The organism is Brachybacterium tyrofermentans (genome assembly GCF_014897585.1).
In the GTDB taxonomy this organism is placed as follows: domain Bacteria; phylum Actinomycetota; class Actinomycetes; order Actinomycetales; family Dermabacteraceae; genus Brachybacterium; species Brachybacterium tyrofermentans.
In genome coordinates this window covers 1-20065 of sequence record NZ_JABUXW010000008.1, presented here as the reverse complement: position 1 = coordinate 20065, position 20065 = coordinate 1, and the positions used below count along the sequence as shown (strand labels likewise).

Below are 20065 nucleotides of genomic sequence, written 5' to 3'. Positions count from 1 at the left end.
GTGCGCGGGACGACCGCGCAGCGCGGATATGGAACAGGGCACCGTGACCAGCGAAGCCGATGGCAGCAACTCATCGACGCCGGCGCCCCAGTCCACTGCGCCCGATGCGACACACGCATCCTCCCCGGCACGCCATGGCACCTAGATCATGCCGACGACCGCACCCAATACCTCGGCCCCTCCTGCGCGCACTGCAACCTCAGCGCAGCAGGACGAGCGGCCCACCAGTAACCCAGACCGGTTCGTCGTGAGACGTGTCCGCATCAACAGCCCCGGCGCCCCGCAAGGCGACCGGGGTTCTTGCATGCCAGGAGACGCCATGCGCACCTGCACCATCCCCAACTGCGGCAAGCCCCACCGAGCACGCGGACTCTGCGGAACTCACTACGGGCAGCAGAACCCCAATCGGCACAAGCCCAAGCAGTCCCCCTGCGCATGGTGCGGGACCATGGTCACCCGGTGGGGCGGAGGCGGGCGCAAGTACGGGGCGTCATGCTCCGCCGCCTGCCGTCGATACCTCGGCTACGGCAACACCCCTAGCGCCAGCAGGGCACTCGTGCACACCCCGCGTGAGGCCCGGCGCGACACTCGCCCCCGACCCGACCGTAAGCCCCGATGGTTCGTCTCGGGGGTATGTCGCATCTGCGCCACCCCATTCGTATCCATCCACTCCCAAGTCACATGCTCCCCCGAATGTCAGGCCCAGTCCCAGGCCGATACTAGGCGGGACCACAAGCACCGGTACCGCGCACGCAAGCGCAGTGCCTACCTCAAGCCCGTCTCACCCCTCGCCATCTACCGCAGGGACGGATGGGCATGCCGCCTATGCGGGGACCCCATCGACCAGGGCGTCGACCCCCAAGCCGACCTCGCCCCCTCCCTCGACCACATCATCCCGCTGGCGAACGGAGGGACGCATGAGCCTGGCAACGTGTGGGCCGCTCATCGCGGGTGCAATGCGCGCCGGTCAAACCGGCCATTCGTGCTGGTCGGACGGGCGAAGCGGCAGGTCGCGACGCTCTTCTAGGGTCAACCATGCATGAAGCGACGACACTCTGACCTGCAGTTACGCAGTGCAGTGCGTGAGTCGACGCGAGCGCAACGTGCGAACTTGTATCAAGTCGCGCCGCCCTGACCTGGGCCATTACCCCTAGCCCACTTGGTACAAGGGACCGCCGGGGAGGGCTCGAAGAACTTTTTGGGGTTCAAAGCTTTCTGACCTGGCGAGACGCCGGGTCAATTTCTATGCAGCGAGATGCTGCTGAGGAGTGATCATGGCGAGCGGAGGTGCACGTAATCGGTCTGGCCCCCAGCCGACTGACTCGTCCCTGACGAGCGCGAAGCGGGGTCTGGCGTTCCGCACGCTGGACGCGGCGGGCTACTCCGGCAAGGTCCCGGAGTTTCCGCTGCCGGCGTCAACGTCGGATGAGCTGATCGGATCCCGCGAGGTGGCCGTGTGGGAGACGCTGTGGACGTACCCGCAAGCGCTGGTGTGGGCTGAGGAGGCGTGGCGTCAGGAGACGCTGGCAGAGTTCTGCCGGCTCAAGGCGATCGTCGAGCTGTCGCCGGATGCGAATGCCGCCCTGGTGGCCCAGACGCACCGGTACAAGGACCAGCTCGGCCTCTCCCCTGCTGGCCTCAAGGAGAACGGCTGGAAGATTGGCGCTCCGGCCGCGATGGAGGATGCGCCTCGGAAGGCTGCTCCTCGCCGTTCGTCGTCGAAGGCGCGGCTCAAGGTGGTCTCCGGTGGAGGCGGCTGACGAGTACGTCGTCGACTTCCCGACTCTCGGGTTTCTGGCGTCCGACTGGATCGAGCAGCACGCTCGAGTGCCGGACGGGTTCTCCCGGGGTGACGCGTTCACTCTGTCGACATGGCAGACGTGGATCCAGTGCAATCACTACCGGGTGAAGTCCTCGGCGGTGTTCGACCCCGAGCATCCGGTCGGCGCTTCCGCGTTCCACTACCGCCGCTCGATCGTGATCGCGCCTCAGAAGACAGGCAAGGGCCCGTTGGCTGCAGGCGTGACGCTGTTCGAGGCTGTCGGTCCATGCATCTTCGCAGGCTGGGCTGAGGCTGGCGACGTGTACTCGTGCGCCGATCACGGATGCTGGTGCGGGTTCGAGTACGCCTACGATCCGGGCGAGCCGATGGGAATGCCGCGCGAGACGTCGCTAATCCAGCTGGTCGCGATGTCTGAGGACCAGGTCGACAATATGTGGCGCCCTCTCAAGCAGATGGTTCGCCTCGGCCCACTGATCGATCTGATCAACGTGGGCGAGGCTTTCGCTCGCCTGCCGAATGATGGCGTGATCGAGATCGTGACGTCCTCGGCGCAGACCCGTCTGGGCAACCCGCTGAACTTCGCGAACTTCGACGAGTCGGGCCTCTACACGAAGAGCAACGGCATGCTTCGGGTCGCGCAGACGATGTCCCGTGGCCTCGCTGGCATGGGCGGGCGTGGCATCGAGTGGTCGAACGCCTACGACCCCGCCGAGAACTCGCGTGTTCAGCAGGGCATGGAGTCGCAGCGTCCTGACATCTTCAAGTTCTACCGGAAGCCCCCGGCGGATCTCTCGTACAAGAACAAGCGCGACCGTGCAAAGATCCACCGCTTCGTCTACGACGGATCACCGTGGGTGATCCTCGATGACATTGAGGCGGAAGCCGCGGAGCTCCTCGAGACGGATCCTGCGCAGGCGGAACGGTTCTACGGGAACCGGATCGTTGCGGGACTCGGCTCATGGCTGCGAGATGACGTCTGGGAGGCCGCATATGCCGGAAATGACATGGCTTCCGAATCCCCCTGATGGCACACAGGTATGTCTGGGTTTCGACGGTAGCGAGAACGATGACCTCACGGTCATCCAGGCGGAGACGCGCGACGGGTACAGCTTCACTCCGCGGTACGGGGCGGATGCGCGGCCGACGATCTGGAATCCCGCCGAGTGGGGCGGACAGATCCCCCGTCAGGAAGTAAAGGCCGCCGTTGATGAGCTGATCACTCGTTTTCGGGTTCGCCTAGCGTACTGCGACCCTCCTGATTGGCGCACCGAGATATGGGAGTGGGACCAGATGGCCGGAGGTCACGGAGCTTTCATGGAGTGGGCGACATATCGGGAGCAACCAATGTATGCGGCGATCAAGCGTTTTGAGACGGATCTTGCTCAGCGTCGGATCAAGCATGACGGGTGCCCGCTCGCGACCCTGGCAGTCCGGAACGCGAAGAAGGTCGCAAAGCGAAACCAGAGGTACTTCCTTGGCAAGCCGCTTGGCGCTCAGCACCAGAAGATCGACCCAGCGATGGCTCGCATCCTCGCCCATGAGGCGTGCGCGGACGCGTTTTCCGATGGCTGGCCCGAGCAGGACTCAACGACCCCGGCGCGGCTGCGTCGGTTCGGAAGGTAGGAGGCGCTATGACGGCCGTCCCGCATTTCTCTCAGGCGCTTCCCGCGGACTCTGTCGAGCACAAGCTGATCACTGATCTCGGGGGCAGGCTTGCTGCATCTCGGGAGACTCTGAACCGCAACGACGCGTACTTCCGCGGCGAGCACCCGCTGGCGTTCATGCAGCCCTTGATCAAGGAGAAGCTGGACGACCGGATCCTGCCGATGGTGGCGAATTTCTGCGAGTTCATCGTGGAGACCTATGAGGCACGCCTCGATGTCGAGGGGTTCGACTATCCGGCACCGAAGGATGGGCCATCCCCAGAGGATCTGTGGGAGGTCTGGCGGGCCTCGGACATGGACGAGGGCGCATCAATGGCGCACACGGATGCTCTGGCGCTGGGCCGCTCGTACATGGTCGTTGGCGACGGTGACTCGAGCGATGACCCGCCGCTGATCACGGTCGAGTCTGCCCTGCAGATGACTGACATTCGGGACGCTCGGACCAGGCGCGTGAAGTCGGCCGGCAAGTTCTGGACGGAGCCGGGCGACCGGCCCTCACAGGATCAGCTGTGGTCTGCGATCTGGACTCCCGACCGCGACGCGACATACCGGCGCACTGGTGCGGGGTGGGTGCTGGATTGGGAGGACGTGCACGAGCGTGGCGCCGTGTCGGTCGAGCCGCTCGTGTGCAAGCCGCGGACGCTCGACAAGAACGGCCGGTCGGTCTTCGAGTCGCTCCTGCCGATCTCGGACGGGCTGAACAAGACGCTGTCGGACATGATGACGTCGATGGAGTTCCATGCGATCCCGCGCCGCTGGGCGACCGGGCTCAGCGAGCGGGACTTCAAGGACGACAACGGCAACGACCTGTCTGTCTTCAAGCTCATGGCCGATCAGGTATGGGCCGTCTCCTCGGAGGAAGCGAAGTTCGGACAGTTCGACGAAGCCGACCTGAAGAACTTCCACGACTCGGCGAAGTTGCTGATCAAGATGATCGGCATGCTGGTCGCCCTCCCGGGGCACACCACCGCGTTCGACACCGTCAACCCGCCGTCTGCCGACTCCATGCGCTCTGCGGAGAACGATTTCGTGAAGCGCGAGGAGCGCATGCAGACGTCGTTCGGTGGCGGTCACCAGAACGTTCAGCGACACGTCTTGCACCGCATGGCCGGGAAGCGACTCCCTGAGGCGCGCCTAATGGAGACGCAGTGGCGCGATGCCGGCACCCCAACGGTCGCCCAGAAGGCGGACGCGGTCGTGAAGAAGTTCCAGGCGCGGATCATCCCGCTCGAGCAGGCGCGCATCGACCTCGGCTACTCCCCGGAGCAGCGGAACCGGATGCGTGGCTATGACGAGCAGGATCGCAATGGGACGTACAGCGCGATCATGCGCAATATGACGGACGAGGGGGCGCTCGATGGTGCAGATGGCTCCTCCGGCGCTGAGGACTCACGAGGAGCTGTCGAACAGGTCTGAGGATCGGATCGCTGAGACGGCTGTCCTGGCATGGTCCGAGGTAGACCCGGCCAGGATCTCGGAGTCATGGGAGCCGATCGTGCCGGTGCTTGCCGCGGCGGTCACCTCCGAGCAGAACCGCGTCGCGGATTCAGCCGTGAGGGCGTCGCGGGAGGTGTCGGTCGATACTGGCCAGTACGAGCTCCCTGAGGCATTCCACGACCCGCGCAGCCTCTCTGGCTACGGGTCACAGGGAGTCCCCCTCGATGATGCTCTGTACTCGCCCGTCATCGGCGTCAAGTCGCAGATCAAGTCGGGCGCACCTCTCGCTGACGCGATGCTGTATGGCGCAACGGCGATCTCGTCGCTCTCATCGACAATCGTGGCCGACACGGGCCGCGAAGCGATGCAGATGGACATGATCACCCGGAAGCAGACGGGGTACGTTCGCGTCGTCGAGGCCGGCGCTTGCTCGCGATGCATCATTCTGGCGGGGAAGTTCTTCCGCTGGAATGCAGGCTTCCTGAGACACCCGTCGTGCCAGTGCAAGCACATGCCCGCGAAGTCGAAGGAATGGGCCGAGGATGAGGGCTGGTTCGCGGACCCGTACAAGGCGTTCGAGGGAATGTCCGCCGACGAGCAGCACCGGATCTTCGGCGAGTACAGCTCGCAAGCGATCCGCGACGGTGCGGACATGTTCCAGGTCGTGAACGCGACCTCGCCCCGTGCTGGCATGTATGCGGGTGGCCGGATGACTCGTGAGGGCACGACGCGGTTCGGAAACTTTCGGCAGACGTCGCAGTACCGGAACCGTCTCACCCCGTACGGCATCTACGGCGACGGGTCCCGCTCTCGCGAGCAGGTGATCCAGGCGCTCACGGATAACGGGTACATCCTCCCTGGCGGGCAGAACCCGGTCGGGAGCATCCGAGGTGCCGGAGCGATCGCGAAGGGCGCCTCGAAGGCGACTCGCGAGTCCTGGGCCACGAGCATCCGTGCCCCCACAAACATGGCGACGATGACAGCTGCCGAGCAGCGCGTCTATCGCGCCGACCGTGACTGGCAGATGGTTCGGGCCGGTCTCAATCCATACCAGGCGGGCGCTCCCGAGCGGTGGCGCGCACTGGTTGAAGGTCGCGCGGCCCCGGTGGGTGGTTCACTCCCCCGCCCGCTGGTCGATGCCGACCGTGCACGTGCCGAGGCGGCGTACAGGAAGTACGTGCTCGGCCTCGATGGCGGCGATCCCGCCCTACCTACTACCCGCTGATCAAGCGGGTTCATTCGTCCCGAGCGCGTGATGCGCGGAGGCAAGCCCGAGACGGGAAGGAAACATCCATGCCGGATGACACGCAGGAACAGCAGGAGCAGGCCCCGGAGCAGGTCGAGTCGCAGGAGCAGGTCGAGACGACCGGCGGCGACGAGCAGAGCCCCGACGGCTTCAAGTCCGAGGAGTCGAAGCAGTCTCTCCTCGCTGATCTCAAGAAGGCTCGAGATCAGGTGAAGGCGTTCAAGGAGGCCGAGGAGCAGCGCGAGCGGGAGAAGCTTTCCGACATCGAGCGTGCCCAGGCTGAGCGTGACGACTTCCGAACGAAGTGGGAGCAGGCCGAACAGGCACGCCTCCGCTCCGATATCGCCCGCACGAAGGGTGTGGACCCGGAACTGCTGACCGGGGCTACCGAGGAGGAGATGACCGCCCATGCGGATCGTCTGCTCACGTGGCGGGGCGACAAGCCTGCGCCTGCCCCAAACCCCAATCCGGCACAGGGGGCTGGCGGCAACGCGCCCGCCTCCGAGGATGACCAGCTTTACAACTCTCTCTACCCCAACAAGTCCTGAGGAGGACATGAATCATGGCTGATTACCTGCCGATTCGGATCCCCGGCCAGGCTCTCGTGGCGACCGCTTCTGCGGCTATCACGGCGGGCCAGATCGTCGAGGTCTCCGGTAATGACACCGTCGCGCCCGCTGGTGCGGAATCCGCCAAGTGGCTCGGCGTGGCCGCGTTCGACGCGAAGTCGGGTGACCGAGTCACCGTCCATGCTGGCGGCACTCAGGCACCCACCGCTGACGGTGCTGTCACCGCTGGCGATGCTGTCGCCGTCGCCGCTGAGGGCAAGGTCGCGACTGTCGCGGCTGACGAGCCCGCTGTCGGCGTCGCCCTGACCACCGCCACGGACGCCGAAGTTCGCGTCCAGTTCATTCGATAAGGAGACGCCACCATGGCATACACCTACCCCGGCACCGGCCCCACTGTGGTCGGCGACAGCGTTCAGGTCTCGAAGTTCCTGAACTCCCCGACGCTCGTGCAGCGCCGCGTCAACGAGCTCGCCAATCAGCGGTACGTCACTGATGTGCTGCTCGCTGGCCGCACCCCTGATGTGTCCGGCGGTGCCGTGCAGTACCAGGTCGACGAGGACAACTTCACCGTCCGGGAGCCCGAGCCGATCTCCCCCGGCGGCGAATACCCGCTGACCCCGATCTCCGAGGTCGCCCCCGCGGTCGCGAAGATCCAGAAGATCGGCCAGGACACGATCATCACGGACGAGAAGGTGAAGCGGTCCGGCCTCAACGAGGTCGATCGCGGCTTCAACAAGCTGGTCAACAGCAACGTCCGCAAGACCGACAGCATCGGCCTGTCGCTGATCGGGTCCGCCGTGTCCGCTTCTTACGGGGCTGCGGCACCGTGGGATGGGACGGGCGATACCCCCCAGGTCCTCCGTGACATCCTGCTCGCCAAGGCGAAGGTCACCGAGCTGGACAAGGGTTACGACCCGAACGTCATCGTCGTCAACGACGAGGTGTTCGCACTCCTCGCCTCGGACCAGCAGCTCGCCGCGTTCTACGCGCGTGAGGACCGGAGCAACCCGGCCTACTCCGGGTCGTTCCCCATCGTGGGTGGTCTGCGTGTGCTGCCGACCAACTACCTGCCCGCCGGTGCCGAGGCGTTCATCGCCGACACCAACTTCCTCGGCGGTATCGCGTTCGAGGATCTGGGCGGCAACTACCAGGGCTCTGCCGCGACCGGTGTGGAGACCAAGTCGATTCGTGACGAGCTGAACGATCAGTGGCGTCTCCGCGCCCGTCGTCCGCTCGCTCACTACATCACCGATCCGGGTGCCGCGATCAAGCTGACCGGGATCACCGCGTGACCCATGTCGTGACCGCTCCCCTGATCGCGGTGGTCGTCTCCGGTGAGTGGCGTCAGCTGCTCACCGGGGCGACCGTCCCCAGTGGCGTGAAGAGCGACGACCTCAAGCGCCTCGAGCGCGAGGGGTACATCGAGAAGGCCGAGGGCCAGGAGTCTGCGGAGGACGAGGGTCAGGAGTCGCAGGGCGACGTGAAGCCGCCTGCGAAGTCCGGCCCCGGATCCGCAAAGGGCGCGTGGCGCGAATACGCGGAATCGGTCGGCGTGAGCGTCGACGAGTCCGCCGAGCGTGACGACATCATCAAGGCGATCGCTGCGGCCGGCAAGCCGACCGAGTGAAGAAGGTGAGGGGCTGTGCAGATCATCGTTACACCCGAGGATGTCGAGGCGATCTGGCGGCCCCTCACTGACGCCGAGAAGGCGACGGTCAACGGGCTCGCCCGCTACGCATGGCTGATCCTGGCGCGAGAAGTGCCGGGGCTCGCTGATCGCGTCGCCGCCGACCCGGAGCTTGAGGAACTGGTGAGGTTCGAGATTGCGATGGCCCTCAAGCGGGTCATGGTCAACCCGGACTTCACGCGGCAGATGTCGACAACGATTGATGACGCCACGGTGTCTCGGACGATCGACTCTGCCGTGTCTGCGGGGCTGCTGTACTTCCCCGACGATTCGCTGTCCAGGCTCCGCCCCCGCCGCCGCTCTGGCGCCTTCTCGATCAACCCGAGCTGGTGATGTCCGTGATGGATGACCACTGGCGACAGATCGCACGAGAGATGCCCGGATTTCAGGCGCGAGCGGAAGCAGGTATGACGGACACGGTCCGCGTCACTCGCGCAGATCCTGACGGCGAACCATCCTGGGACGCGGACGGCAACGTCCTCGAGCCCGAACCGCTGATCGTCTACGAGGGTCTGGCGAAGTTCCAGCACTCGGATCCATACCCGTCGACACCCGATGCCGGCGGGGCGCGTTGGACGGCTGGTGTCCGGCAGGTGCATTTCCCGATCGGCACGACGTCAGTGCAGACCGGCGACATCGTCGAGTGCATGGAGTCGAGGAACGAGCGTCTCGTCGGCCTCAAGGTGCGTGTGCGCATCGACGGCGATAAGACGTGGGCCACCGCGGTCCGCTTCAACGTGCTCGAGGTCGTCCAGACCGGAGGAGGTGTCGTCGATGCCGGCTGACGTGTCCCAGCTGCGGGATCTCACCCGAGACCTGCAGGCGTTCACGCCGAAGGTCGCGAAGGGCATTCCGCAGGTCGTGAAGAAGGGCGCGCTGAACATCAAGAAGACGATGCAGAGCGACTTCCGCGGCTCCCGCCACTTCGGCCACATCGCTCGCACGATCTCCTTCGACGTGACTGCTTCGAGTGGTGATGTCGAGGCGGAGATCGGCCCGGACAAGTCCCGAGGCGGCGGCGCGAAGCTCGCGCACATCGCCTACTGGGGCGGATCCCGGGGCGGTGGCGCGTCGGTTCGTGACCCGGCGCATGCGCTCGAGTCCGAGGGCGACAACTTCGAGAACGCCCTCGTCAAGCTGCTGGATGGTGTCCTGTGATCGCTGAGCACTTCAAGGCCGTGAAGGCGCTCATCCCCGCCAAGTACACCGTCTACGACACGGACGCCGGCAGCGAGCCGGTGTTCCCGTACATCGTCCTGTGGGGCGGCGATTTCGAGCGGTTCTCCGTCGACGTCGCGGGCTCGCGGGTCGAGGTGGTGGGCGATATCGGCGTCACGTGCGTGTCGACGGTGGCGGGCGCCGCGCGTCAGCTGCAGTCCACGATCGCGGATCTCCTCGATGGGGCCGTGGTGGACGTTCCGGGGCGCCACGGCTTCGAGCTGGCCGGGCAGGAAGTGCGCCCCGTCCAGGTGGACCGTGAGGTTCAGCTACCTACTGCGGGCGGCGGGGCACGGTATCCGTACTTCGGCGTCCTCACCTATCGAGTCGAGACGACAGAAGGGAGTGCGTGATGGCGAAGGTCGACGCGTACGACAAGACCACGGGGCGGAAGATCCCGTACAAGGTCCCTGAGAAGTGGTTCGGTATCTTCCCGAACCTCCGCAAGACCCCCATTCAGAAGGCCGCTGAGGCCTCGAAGGCCTCGAAGGCCGCAAGCACGAAGGAGGGCTGACCATGCCCAAGTCCAAGGCCGAAGGCCGTGAGAAGTGGATGCTCCTGTCCGCACCGCCCGCCGACCCGACCGCTGTCACCCTGACCGAGGCGCAGGCCGGGATCGACGCATCGTGCGCGATCTCCTCGGCTGATTCCCGGATCAGCGCTGCCGCGTCGGCGACGTTCTCTGACCCGGCGATCTGCGACGAGATCGCCGTGACGGAGTTCGGGCAGTCGAACTTCGAGGGGAACGTGGCGCCTTTCCGATTCTTCGACGAGATGGGCGCGTCCGAGGAGGGCACGGATGGCGACGTTCGTGACGAGGTGTACCAGCTCCTCAAGGACAAGGACACCGAGCTGTACGTCCTGATCCGGGACACGTCGAAGCGGTCCCGTGAGGCGCTGGCCTCGGGTGACGAGTACGAGCTGTACCAGGTCGTCACCGACGAGCCGCAGCGTCCGTCGTCCCGCGAGGGCTATCAGAAGCGGATCGTGCCGCTGGCGATTCGGAACGCCTGGAAGGGCGAGATCGCCGCTGGCGCGTGACAAGACCGGCATGACGGAGGACTCCTGACGGGGTCCTTTTTCTATGCCTGCGGGCCGGCGTCGAGTGTTTCCTGTGCGCTCCGTCGGCCCGCCCCTTCGGGGGCACCCCACAGGACACAGGAACACAGGAGAAGGAGAAGGACATGACTGAGAACTTTGGCGACACCCCCGAAGAATTCAACCTCGATGACTGGCTGGACCAGGGATCGCGCCCGCAGGCGACCGTGAAGGTGTACCGCGACTGGTCCCTCATGGGCGAGCTCGTGCGCATCGAGGAGAAGATCACCGCGGCCGATCAGGAGCAGGATCCGTCGATGGATGATGTCTCCGGCGAGGAACTGCGCGAGCAGTATCAGGCCGTGCTCGACAAGCTGGCCGAGTCCGCGATCGAGGTGACTCTGCAGGCGCTCACGAACGAGGAAGTTCGCGACGTCGCTGCCGGCGTGCCCGAGATCGAGCAGAAGTACACGGATCAGCATGGCAAGGAGCAGGTCCGCATGAAGCCGGACCAGGTCGCTGTCGGCGACGCGCTCGTGGCCGAGGCGACGGTGTCTCCCAAGCTGTCCCGCAGCCAGGTGACGAAGATGCGGCAGAAGCTCGGCGACGGGCCGACCCTGACGCTCTACCAGACGGCGACGGAGCTGCGATCCGCAGGGAAGGTGCTTCCGAGCGTCCCTTTCTCGCCCGAGTCCTCCGACGATTCCCGGGACTGAGAGACACCCAGGACGTCGCCCGGGAGTGGGGCACGACGCTGTCCCACTTCCTGGGTGGCCCCCCTGGCTGGGATGAAGTCGATCGTCTGCTGGCTATGGCGCGGAAGGTGCATGACGCCGAGCTGTGCCCGTCCGGCGCGGGCGCTCGCCACTACCGCGATGAGTGCGATGAAGACTCCCCCACCTTCACGGACCCGGAACCCGAGCCAGTCGAGTCGACGTGTGCGTGGCTGGTCGCGGTCGAGGAGTACACGGAGGAGCAGTCCAAGGAGGGCAACGTGCGCGAGCGCGGGCTACTTGTGGGCTGGCGGGACGGGAGCGCTTAGGGGCCCCGGTAGTAGTCCTCGCGGATTGACCGCTTCGGCGGGTCGAGGAAGGTCGGCACGGGCCCGCCATCTCTGGTTTCTCGGTATTCCCCGTCCGGCTTCGGCTTGCGCTCCTTGACTCGCGGCTCGGCAAGACCGGAGCGGAACCGAGCTAGCACTTCGCCCAAGACCAGCGCGGCTGCGAACAGGAACCCGGCGAGCCCCATAAGCCCAAACAGAGGCAACCCCGTGAGGGCCCGGGCGATGACCCCGAGGTACCCCGAAATCACAAGAAGCACAGCGAGCAGGACCGTTCCGCGTGGGCCGTTCATGGCGACTCCATAACCAAATAGGGGGCATTCGTGGCCGGAAACCGCAGCATTACAGTCACTCTCCGGGCGAATGTCCAGGATTTCAAGTCGCAGTTCGATGCGGCGACGAAGGCTGCCGAGTCTACAGCGAAGGCCACGGAGCAGTCTGCGAAGCAGGCAGAGACATCGATGGGCCGGATGGTCCAGTCCGCAAAGAACAACCAGGCGGCGTGGACGACTGCTGGCACGACACTGACGGCGTTTGGCGCTGCGACTCTGGGTGGCCTCGGTCTCGCAACGAAGGCCGCGATGGACTGGGAGTCCGCGTTCGCAGGCGTCCGCAAGACGGTTGACGCTTCGGAGTCCGAATTCGCGGCACTCGAAGCCGGCCTGCGCGGAATGGCACGCGAGCTTCCCGCGTCCCATCAGGAGATCGCAGCCGTAGCTGAGGCTGCAGGTCAGCTCGGTATCGCGACCCCGAACATCCTCAGCTTCACCCGCACGATGATCGACATGGGCGAGGCGACGAACCTCTCCGCAGACGAAGCCGCGACCGCCCTGGCCCGCTTCATCACGGTCACTGGCACATCCCAGGGCGATATCGGTCGACTGGGCGCCACGGTGGTGGGCCTCGGCAATAACTTCGCCACGACGGAATCGGAGATCGTGGCACTCTCCCAGCGCCTCGCGGCTGCTGGCACGCAGGCCGGCCTCTCCGAGGGCGAGATCATGGGTCTCTCGGCTGCGATGTCTCAGGTAGGCATCGAAGCTGAGGCAGGCGGCTCTGCCATGACGCAGAGCATGAACCGCATGAGCAAGGCTGTCGAAGAGGGCGGCGACTCGCTCGACCTATTCGCGGCGGTCTCCGGCATGACTGCCGAACAGTTCACCGAGGCATGGCAGAACGACCCGGCCCAGGCGCTCGTGGCGTTCACTGAGGGGCTGTCGGACACGTCCGCGCTCGGGATGTCCACGAACGGGGTCCTCACAGAGCTCGGCATCACTGGCCTGCGTGAAGCGGACACAATGCGTCGTCTCGCGCTCGCGACTGGAGTCATGTCCGACGCGATGGCGCTGGGGAACTCTGAGTTCGAGAAGGGTACCGCCCTCATAGAAGAGGCCAATGAGCGGTACAAGACCGCCGAGTCTCGCGTGCAGATCGCGAAGAACGCCTTCGTGGACGCTGGGATCAGCATCGGAGGCGTCTTCCTCCCTGCGGTGGCCGATGCGGCTGGCGGCGTTGCGGACCTGGCGGGTTGGTTCGCGGATCTGCCCGGGCCAATCCACGCCGCGCTCGGCGGCCTGGCCGGTATCGCAGGTGCGGCAAGTCTCGGGGCAGGCGGCTTCCTTCTACTGTTCCCGCGAGTGATGGATACCGTCCAGTCGTTCAAGACTCTGGCGGACATCAACCCACGCGTCGCGTCCGGGATGGGCAAGGTTGGCAGGGCCGCAGGCATTGCGGGCGCCGCGTTCGCGGTGCTCGCCGGGGCGAGCGCGGTTGCTGAGCTGTTCTCAGATACGGCAGTGTCTGCCGATGAGATGTCGTCGAAGCTGGCGAACCTCGCCGCCACCGCTGTCGTCACTGCAGCAGACATCGACGAAATGGTGGCTGTGACGGGCACGGGTGGCGCGTCCGTGAAGGACTTCGGGTACGCAATCGAGTCCGTCAACATGGGCGGCTTCATGAAGGCCCTGGACTCTGCTGGTTCTGTGTTCGGGCTGTTCGACAGTGATGTGTCGCTTGCGAAGGAGCAGATCTCCTCACTCGACCAGGCGCTGTCAACTTTCGCGATGGCTGGCACGATGGACCATCTGTCGGAGACCTTTAATGCCGCGGTGGAGTCTGCCGCCGAGTACGGGTACACGGCTGAGGACATCATCGCCCAGATGCCGGGACTCCGTACCGCCCTTGAACCGATCGCAACCGAGATGGGTTTGACGGCCGATAATGCCACGTTGGCGAAGATCGCCACCGGCGAGCTCGCCCCAGTAATGGATGAGACAGGTGCTGCCGCCGCAGGCCTCGAGGAAGGTCTCGATGGTGCGGCTAGCGCGGCCGAGGAGGCCGCGACAGCGACGGAGGACTACCGAAAGTCCCTGAACGACCTGTCGAACGAGTTCATTACCGCCGAGCGTGCCGCGATGGACTACAAGGAGTCTCTCAAGGAGGCCGGCAAGGCCGTCGACGAGAACGGCAAGCACTGGGAGGACGGCACTAAGGCGGCTGACGCCAACAAGACCGCTCTCCTGGACCTGGCGGACCAGGCTCTCGCTACGGCGGATTCTCTCGCCGCAGAGGGCAAGTCGGGGACGTTCCTTGAGAAGGCCCGCGAGGATCTGATCGACGTCGCTACGGAGATGACGGGCAGCAAGGAGATTGCCGAGGAGTACGTCGATCAGCTGCTCGGTACACCGGAGGAGATCGAGACTCTCGTCAAGCTCGAGACCGACCAGGCGAAGGCTGACTGGGCGGCGCACTGGGACGATCTCGGCTACAACCCGCCCGAGGTGCCGATCAGTGCAGATACTGCCCCCGCCGAAGGCGAGTGGGATGAGTTCACCACGGGCATCCTGTCCGAGGAGCCGCCCGAGGTGCCGGTCGACGCGGACACGTCGGGTGCGCAGGAGGAAGTCACGATCTGGGGCTCCCAGGTCGGTGACGTCTACACGAGTGACGTGCCGATCAATGCCGACATCGAGCCCGCCTCCTGGGAGCTGAACCAGCTGTCACTGGCGGTCAACAGTGCCGGCGGCACGGTGACGATCAACGGCAATGCGACACCTGGCGATCAGGTGCTGGATTCGCTGGTGGGGATCATCAACAACTCCGATGGCACGGTGACCATTGACGGCACCACGTACCCCGCAGATCAGGCGCTCGGTGTCGCTATCGCGGCGATCAACCGCTCAGGCGGCACTGTCGACATCGACGGCAACAACTCGGGCGCAATCGGCTCGACGGACAGCGCCGTAGGGCACGCGAACAGCTCGAGCGGATCCATCGACGTGAACGCCAACACGGGATCAGCCAACAACGCCATCAATTACGCGGCGCGCACACGTACGGCGCGAATCAACGTCTCGTACTCCGACCCTGGATTCAAGGGTGGTGGCGGCTCGTCTCGGTTCGCATCGGGTGGCGCTGTCCACGGTCCCGGCACTGGCACGTCGGACTCGATCGACGCGAAGCTGTCGAACAACGAGCACGTGTGGACCGCGAACGAGGTCGGTGTCGCAGGCGGACACCAGGCGATCTACTCGCTCCGTCAGCAGATCCTCGCCGGCGCGAAGACGCTCCACCTGGCAACGGGTGGCGGCGTCGAGAACGGGTCGGTGGCGCCCGTGCAGTATGCGCCGGCCTATCAGCAGCAGCGTGCCCAGCAGTCGGGCCCGGTGACGGCGTCCGTCGACCAGGCAGGGATCGAGGCCGCGATGGTGCGTGGACTCCAGTCCGCGACTGTCATCGCTCAGGTCACTGACCGTGTCGCGGCGGGTCTCTACCAGCGCGGCAAGTCCAACTCACGAGCGATGGGGGCACGATGACGACGTACATCGGTACACCGGGCGCGTTGATGAAGGTCGCCTGTCCGTCCCGCCTTTCCAGTGGGGGCGGGCGGGCGGTGTTGTTCGAGGACACCCAGTCGCGGCGCAAGGCGTTCCTTGGCCGGTCGGTGCTCCGCGAGTGGTCCGTGGACATCGGGGCCGTGTCACCGCGGGACATGGCCGTGTTCGAGCATCTGGCCGACTTCTCCATGCCGCCGTTCGTGTACTACCCGGATGACGCGGTGCTGCACAACATCCTCGCCCCTGCCTACGCGGCGCTCGCAGTCGGGACTCACACGGGTCTCGACGCGAGCCTGGTGGAGGTTGAGCCGGGTCTGTTCGTGAAGGCGGTCGCCGCTTCGGGCAACAACTTCTCGTTCCCCTACCGGAACGGACTGTTGGATCAAGTCCCGATCCCCCAGGGTGTCCCGGTGACTGTGTCGGCGTGGATGCGCGGCGGGACCGTCTCTGGCGACACGCAGATCTCGGTGATCTGGCGCGGCGCGGCTGGCGAGTACATCGCGACCGAGTCAACACGGTTCACAGGCACGAGCACACTGACGCGCCGTCACGTCACCCTGACGCCCCCTCCGGGGGCCGCGTCGATGACGTTCCAGATGTGGGCGCAGCAGACAGCAGGCATCGCAATCTCGCTGACCAGTTCGCTGATGCCGTACGCGCCGGGCCGGGGCGCAACCCGCACGGTCGTGCACGGCCTGTCTCGGGAACTCATCATCGCCCAGTCCAGGCTCACGCTCGAAGATGCGAGCTTCACAGTCACGGAGGTCGGGTAATGCAGGTAGGTGGAGTCACTACATCGAACGTCTACGACATCACGGGGCGAATCCTGGTCGATGGCCGGGACATCGGTGCGAGCGTGCAGACCGTGTCGGTGGATCGCGAGATCCCGTCCGGGCTCCCGACAGGTGCGGGGTTCACTGCCGCGACCGGCGACGTGACTGCCACGTGGGGCGACATTGTCGACGACCGTGTCCACCATCCGTGGGGCACTGATCCGGTGTGGCCTCCGCGCCCGCAGGCTCGTGTTGAGGTGATCCTCTCCGACGGCACCGGCACCGAGTGGACGCAGCTCAAGGGTGTGGTCGTTGACCCTTCCGGCACTGACACGAGCAGGACGATCAGCTTCGGCGTCCGGGACAACTACCGCGCCCTCGACACCCTCGTCACTCTGCCTGCCCTGTCGGACATCATGCCGTCCCTGGTTGACACGAACACGCACCGGTACATCTACCTGCACACCACGTGGATCACCGACCGGCTGCTGCGTGCGGCGGGCCGGTACGCGACCCCGGCACCATCGGCGTACTGCTTCTCGTCGGTGACATTCCAGGGGTCGACGTGGCCGGAGCGCGGCGACTGCCTGACCTCGGTGAAGCAGGAGCCGGACGCGTCAGGCCAGGCGTACCCGAACTGGCGCAAGACCAGCTACGGCATGGCGGTCCACAACGTGACCGCGACGTACGCGCCGTTCTCCTGGTCGGGCCTCGATCTGACTTTCAACCGTCCGATGGAGATCACGCAGGAGATTGTCGACCTCGACGGCGGGTCGACGTTCCTTCGAGTGCGTGTCGGGTCGGGCGATCTCGCGATCGGTCACGCTGCCGGTACCGTGTACGCCCGCTACTACCCCTCGTCAGGCTCGCCGGTTGATCTGGTGTCTGCCACGAAGGGGAACGCGACACGGGTCGCTGTCCGCTACTCCCGCTCAGGCTCGACGCTAACCGCGCAACTGCGCTTCCGGAACGCTGACGGCACCCTGTCGACGATCAGCACCGGCACGGCCACGATCAAGTCCGGCGACCTGTCCGGCGTGGTCACCCAGATCTGGGCGAACGGTACCGACGCGCAGGGAGCATTCCAGGCCGGGTATCCCACCATCGAATGGGGGCCACTGTCTTCGACGCCGTCGGCGGTGATCAACGCGTCCATGTCCGGGCGTAACTCCCTGACGGGCCTCCCCACGCAGGTGAACGGCAACGTCCTCGACCTGCTCAACGATCTCGCGGACGCCGAGTTCGCCCAGTGGTGGATCGACGAACTCGACGTGCTGCAGTGGTGGGACCGGGGCCTCCTCGCCTCACGCGGCACAGTCGGCACCCTCACCGGGGCCGACCATGTGAAGGAACTGTCCTGGTCGCACAGTGCCGAGTCGGCCCGCCGTCGCGTGCACGTGAAGTACCGGGACCCGATGGTAACCATGCGGTGGCGCACCAACCTCACCCTGTGGCAGAACTCGGGCGACACTCTCGAAGCGGGCGACACGTCCGAGGTCTTCGTGAACGTCCCCTCGGATGAGATCTGGCTCGGCGTCGACCTCGACCCGATCCGGTACTCCGCGAACACCCCGAACTACTACGTCATCAACCGGGGCATCAAGTCCGTTTACGGCGGGATCGCGGTCAACGACACGGGCGGTGAGCGGGTCACAAACTCGATCATCCCGTCGGTGCGCCGCGTCACGGATGACACGTTCGTGTTCGAGCACACCGTCACCAACCTGCAGTCCGGCGAGCAGGCCGCGCTCGAACTGCCGGGCGAGTACGAGACGGACACGGCATTGTGGCAACGGAACCGGGGCGAGAGGCTTCCGATCCTGCGCGGCAAGCGCCGCATCGTGTTCATGGACGACGTCGCAACATCGTCCATCAGGGGCGATAGCGCAGCCCCGGACTTCACCCACGATCCGGGCTGGTGGATCCAGTCCGCCACTTACGCGGGCCAGACCGCCGACTACGCCGCAGCGTCCCTCACCCAGCCGCGGCCAACGATCGACGGTCTCGATGTAATGCCGGCCCTCGCCCTACAGGTCGGGGACCGGGTGCGCGCCGTCATGCCGGACCGGACCGAGCTGGACATCACCGGCGTGGTGACCAGCAACCGGCTCCGTGTGGATCTCGCAGCCGGAACCATGACGCAGTCCATCGGCCTGATGCCCACCACGGTCATCAGTCTCGCCCGCACCTGGAACGACTTCGGTGCCGCACGCGCCGGGGAAACCTGGTCGGACTTCGGTGCTGACCGGGCTGGGGACACCTGGACAGACTTCGGCAACACCCCGCTGGGGTGACCATCACGAAAGGGGGCCCTTGTGGCACCGAACATGGGCCGCGGAATCACCGCGCCAGCGAACGACGAGAACATCAAGACGGGCGCCGCAGAGATGCAGAAGGTCGCATCGACAACCGCTTTCGCTATCGACGATCTCGAGAGCAGTATCAACTCGGATCTCGCAGGGAAGGCGTCGACGGGCTATGTGGATGCCGGGCTCGCGGGCGCGACGTCATACACCTCGACCGTGGAGTCCGCGTCGCTCGCCCGCGACGATGTGCTTGCGGCTGACATCGCGGGCATGGAGGGCATGACCTACGTCGGAGCGTGGGAGGCGGGCCAGACCTACCGGGTCAACGACGTCGTCACTCACGGTGGCGACTCGTGGGCGAGGCTGACTGCTGGCGACACAGGCGAACCTGGCGTCTCCGCTGCGGACTGGGGCCTGGTGGCGCGCCAGGGCGCAGGCGGCGGCTTTGGTGACCTTGTCGAGACTGCCGTGGTGGGCCTGTACGACACAGTGGCCCCCTCGAGTGATGCTTACGACTCGGGGTGGCGCGACATCACGTCGCTGATCCCGGTCCCGGTCACGTCGGGGAAGTTGTACCTTGCCCGGACCGGATCGACGGTGTGGCTCGACTTCTACAACCTGCTCGTCACGGACGTTCCCTCTGCTACGTGGCACTCCTGGGGCGTGACCATCCCGGACGGGTTCAGGACCGCACGCAACTGGTCCTATGTTCCGCTGGCTCCGACGCTGTCAAGCCGGTCCTCGGCGAACACTTTTGTCAATCAGTCCCAGGCTCTCGGGCCTGTCCGGCTGGCGGCGAACGGCTCCCTCGTTATCTACAGCGCGAAGGACGGCGCAGGTGCAGTGCAGCCGATCCAGGGCCTCGTGTCGTGGATGACCCAGGAGAGCACCCCCTCAATGCCACCGGGCAAACCGGCATGAACGGAGCAGAAATGGACGATTACCGCACGTATTCGGATGACGAACTCGACGAGTCTCGCCGGGCGGTCATCACCGAGCAGGAGCGGCGCGTGAACCTCGCGGCGATCCCCGAACAGATCGAGGCTCTGGCGAAGGTGTACCGCGACGGCGGCGGGGACGAGCAGGCACTCACCGACGCACTGACCCAGGAACAGATCGCCGCTATGAGTGCCGATGCCTGACCCAGACCCATACGACGGTGGCATCGACCTGCACGCCGTCGACGAGGAATCAGTGACCGAATAGGCACCCCACTCCACCAAGCGCCCATGCATCGCACGGGCGCTTTTCTTATGCCCGAAAGGGGAACAATGTCTACGTACGACAAGATGGTCGGCGCGACCGCTGAGGGCCTGCTCCCTCCCGCCGTGCTCGAACACATCGAGCCATCCGTTTCGCCGGAGTCCACAACCTTCTGGGTCTCCCAGACTGGTGTCAAGGGACATCGGGATCTCCCTGTGGGCGGACGTTTGATCTCCCTGTTCGCG

At 65.6% G+C, this 20065-nt stretch carries 24 protein-coding genes; 23 read left to right on the top strand and 1 reads right to left on the bottom strand.

All coding sequences use genetic code 11. The features are described from left to right. Window positions 1–148: 148 nt before the first annotated feature. The 18 genes from INT49_RS21645 to INT49_RS07095 all read left to right on the top strand — a co-directional run bounded on the left by INT49_RS21645 (window position 149) and on the right by INT49_RS07095 (window position 11684). Complete coding sequence (locus tag INT49_RS21645; RefSeq protein WP_404801944.1) at window positions 149–1027, top strand: HNH endonuclease; 879 nt, start codon at window positions 149–151, stop codon at window positions 1025–1027. Between the two features lie 241 nt (window positions 1028–1268). Continuing rightward, a complete protein-coding gene (locus tag INT49_RS07175; RefSeq protein ID WP_193117048.1) occupies window positions 1269–1760 on the top strand; it encodes a hypothetical protein in 492 nt (163 codons plus the stop codon). Beyond that, entirely contained in the window at window positions 1747–2808 is a 1062-nt protein-coding gene (locus INT49_RS07170; RefSeq protein ID WP_193117047.1) for a terminase, read from the top strand. Before INT49_RS07175 ends, INT49_RS07170 begins: the two co-directional genes overlap by 14 nt. Then, entirely contained in the window at window positions 2774–3406 is a 633-nt protein-coding gene (locus INT49_RS07165; RefSeq protein WP_193117046.1) for a terminase, read from the top strand. The genes INT49_RS07170 and INT49_RS07165 overlap by 35 nt, the downstream gene beginning before the upstream one ends. An 8-nt stretch (window positions 3407–3414) precedes the next feature. After that, a complete protein-coding gene (locus INT49_RS07160) occupies window positions 3415–4863 on the top strand; it encodes a phage portal protein (protein WP_193117045.1) in 1449 nt (482 codons plus the stop codon). A gap of 532 nt (window positions 4864–5395) precedes the next feature. Then, a complete protein-coding gene (locus INT49_RS07155; protein ID WP_193117044.1) occupies window positions 5396–6109 on the top strand; it encodes a hypothetical protein in 714 nt (237 codons plus the stop codon). A gap of 68 nt (window positions 6110–6177) precedes the next feature. Further along, window positions 6178–6678, top strand: coding sequence for a hypothetical protein (locus INT49_RS07150; protein ID WP_193117043.1), 501 nt, complete (start codon window positions 6178–6180; stop codon window positions 6676–6678). Between the two features lie 14 nt (window positions 6679–6692). After that, entirely contained in the window at window positions 6693–7049 is a 357-nt protein-coding gene (locus tag INT49_RS07145) for a capsid cement protein (protein WP_193117042.1), read from the top strand. Window positions 7050–7061: 12 nt separating this feature from the next. After that, window positions 7062–7991: a phage major capsid protein gene (locus INT49_RS07140; protein WP_193117041.1), complete on the top strand. Its 930-nt coding sequence runs from the start codon at window positions 7062–7064 to the stop codon at window positions 7989–7991. Next, window positions 7988–8326: a hypothetical protein gene (locus tag INT49_RS07135; RefSeq protein WP_193117040.1), complete on the top strand. Its 339-nt coding sequence runs from the start codon at window positions 7988–7990 to the stop codon at window positions 8324–8326. The genes INT49_RS07140 and INT49_RS07135 overlap by 4 nt, the downstream gene beginning before the upstream one ends. 15 nt (window positions 8327–8341) lie before the next feature. Then, on the top strand, window positions 8342–8719 hold the full coding sequence (locus INT49_RS07130) for a hypothetical protein (RefSeq protein ID WP_193117039.1): 378 nt from the start codon (window positions 8342–8344) through the stop codon (window positions 8717–8719). Then, complete coding sequence (locus INT49_RS07125) at window positions 8719–9171, top strand: DUF6093 family protein (protein WP_319021541.1); 453 nt, start codon at window positions 8719–8721, stop codon at window positions 9169–9171. The genes INT49_RS07130 and INT49_RS07125 overlap by 1 nt, the downstream gene beginning before the upstream one ends. Beyond that, window positions 9161–9544, top strand: coding sequence for a hypothetical protein (locus INT49_RS07120; RefSeq protein WP_193117037.1), 384 nt, complete (start codon window positions 9161–9163; stop codon window positions 9542–9544). The genes INT49_RS07125 and INT49_RS07120 overlap by 11 nt, the downstream gene beginning before the upstream one ends. Beyond that, window positions 9541–9957: a hypothetical protein gene (locus tag INT49_RS07115; RefSeq protein ID WP_193117036.1), complete on the top strand. Its 417-nt coding sequence runs from the start codon at window positions 9541–9543 to the stop codon at window positions 9955–9957. Before INT49_RS07120 ends, INT49_RS07115 begins: the two co-directional genes overlap by 4 nt. Next, on the top strand, window positions 9957–10118 hold the full coding sequence (locus INT49_RS07110) for a hypothetical protein (RefSeq protein WP_193117035.1): 162 nt from the start codon (window positions 9957–9959) through the stop codon (window positions 10116–10118). The genes INT49_RS07115 and INT49_RS07110 overlap by 1 nt, the downstream gene beginning before the upstream one ends. A 2-nt stretch (window positions 10119–10120) precedes the next feature. Continuing rightward, window positions 10121–10645 carry a phage tail tube protein gene (locus INT49_RS07105; RefSeq protein ID WP_193117034.1) on the top strand — a complete coding sequence of 175 codons (525 nt, stop codon included), beginning with the start codon at window positions 10121–10123 and terminating at the stop codon, window positions 10643–10645. Window positions 10646–10788: 143 nt separating this feature from the next. Continuing rightward, entirely contained in the window at window positions 10789–11358 is a 570-nt protein-coding gene (locus tag INT49_RS07100) for a hypothetical protein (RefSeq protein WP_193117033.1), read from the top strand. A gap of 95 nt (window positions 11359–11453) precedes the next feature. Next, window positions 11454–11684: a hypothetical protein gene (locus INT49_RS07095; RefSeq protein WP_193117032.1), complete on the top strand. Its 231-nt coding sequence runs from the start codon at window positions 11454–11456 to the stop codon at window positions 11682–11684. Here the strand turns inward: INT49_RS07095 and INT49_RS07090 are convergent. Beyond that, entirely contained in the window at window positions 11681–11995 is a 315-nt protein-coding gene (locus INT49_RS07090) for a hypothetical protein (RefSeq protein WP_193117031.1), read from the bottom strand. The two genes, INT49_RS07095 and INT49_RS07090, sit on opposite strands and share 4 nt — an antisense overlap. Window positions 11996–12025: 30 nt before the next feature. Between INT49_RS07090 and INT49_RS07085 the strand changes: the two genes are divergently transcribed. The 5 genes from INT49_RS07085 (at window position 12026) to INT49_RS07065 (ending at window position 19759) form a co-directional block, all read left to right on the top strand. Beyond that, on the top strand, window positions 12026–15517 hold the full coding sequence (locus INT49_RS07085; RefSeq protein ID WP_193117030.1) for a phage tail tape measure protein: 3492 nt from the start codon (window positions 12026–12028) through the stop codon (window positions 15515–15517). Then, window positions 15514–16311 (top strand): hypothetical protein, encoded by a 798-nt coding sequence (locus tag INT49_RS07080; RefSeq protein ID WP_193117029.1) that lies wholly within the window; start codon window positions 15514–15516, stop codon window positions 16309–16311. The genes INT49_RS07085 and INT49_RS07080 overlap by 4 nt, the downstream gene beginning before the upstream one ends. A gap of 257 nt (window positions 16312–16568) precedes the next feature. Further along, a complete protein-coding gene (locus INT49_RS07075) occupies window positions 16569–18605 on the top strand; it encodes a hypothetical protein (protein ID WP_193117028.1) in 2037 nt (678 codons plus the stop codon). 21 nt (window positions 18606–18626) lie between these two features. Next, a complete protein-coding gene (locus INT49_RS07070; protein ID WP_193117027.1) occupies window positions 18627–19538 on the top strand; it encodes a hypothetical protein in 912 nt (303 codons plus the stop codon). A gap of 11 nt (window positions 19539–19549) precedes the next feature. Further along, a complete protein-coding gene (locus INT49_RS07065; RefSeq protein ID WP_193117026.1) occupies window positions 19550–19759 on the top strand; it encodes a hypothetical protein in 210 nt (69 codons plus the stop codon). The last annotated feature ends 306 nt before the right edge of the window (window positions 19760–20065 follow it).

Coding starts and splice junctions, on each gene's coding strand:
- INT49_RS21645 (WP_404801944.1), top strand. CDS start 149: ATGCCGACGACCGCACCCAATACCTCGGCCCCTCCTGCGCGCACTGCA.
- INT49_RS07155 (WP_193117044.1), top strand. CDS start 5,396: ATGCCCGCGAAGTCGAAGGAATGGGCCGAGGATGAGGGCTGGTTCGCG.
- INT49_RS07090 (WP_193117031.1), bottom strand. CDS start 11,995: ATGAACGGCCCACGCGGAACGGTCCTGCTCGCTGTGCTTCTTGTGATT.
- INT49_RS07080 (WP_193117029.1), top strand. CDS start 15,514: ATGACGACGTACATCGGTACACCGGGCGCGTTGATGAAGGTCGCCTGT.
- INT49_RS07065 (WP_193117026.1), top strand. CDS start 19,550: ATGGACGATTACCGCACGTATTCGGATGACGAACTCGACGAGTCTCGC.
- INT49_RS07100 (WP_193117033.1), top strand. CDS start 10,789: ATGACTGAGAACTTTGGCGACACCCCCGAAGAATTCAACCTCGATGAC.
- INT49_RS07110 (WP_193117035.1), top strand. CDS start 9,957: ATGGCGAAGGTCGACGCGTACGACAAGACCACGGGGCGGAAGATCCCG.
- INT49_RS07105 (WP_193117034.1), top strand. CDS start 10,121: ATGCCCAAGTCCAAGGCCGAAGGCCGTGAGAAGTGGATGCTCCTGTCC.
- INT49_RS07095 (WP_193117032.1), top strand. CDS start 11,454: ATGGCGCGGAAGGTGCATGACGCCGAGCTGTGCCCGTCCGGCGCGGGC.
- INT49_RS07125 (WP_319021541.1), top strand. CDS start 8,719: ATGTCCGTGATGGATGACCACTGGCGACAGATCGCACGAGAGATGCCC.
- INT49_RS07150 (WP_193117043.1), top strand. CDS start 6,178: ATGCCGGATGACACGCAGGAACAGCAGGAGCAGGCCCCGGAGCAGGTC.
- INT49_RS07120 (WP_193117037.1), top strand. CDS start 9,161: ATGCCGGCTGACGTGTCCCAGCTGCGGGATCTCACCCGAGACCTGCAG.
- INT49_RS07165 (WP_193117046.1), top strand. CDS start 2,774: ATGCCGGAAATGACATGGCTTCCGAATCCCCCTGATGGCACACAGGTA.
- INT49_RS07145 (WP_193117042.1), top strand. CDS start 6,693: ATGGCTGATTACCTGCCGATTCGGATCCCCGGCCAGGCTCTCGTGGCG.
- INT49_RS07140 (WP_193117041.1), top strand. CDS start 7,062: ATGGCATACACCTACCCCGGCACCGGCCCCACTGTGGTCGGCGACAGC.
- INT49_RS07160 (WP_193117045.1), top strand. CDS start 3,415: ATGACGGCCGTCCCGCATTTCTCTCAGGCGCTTCCCGCGGACTCTGTC.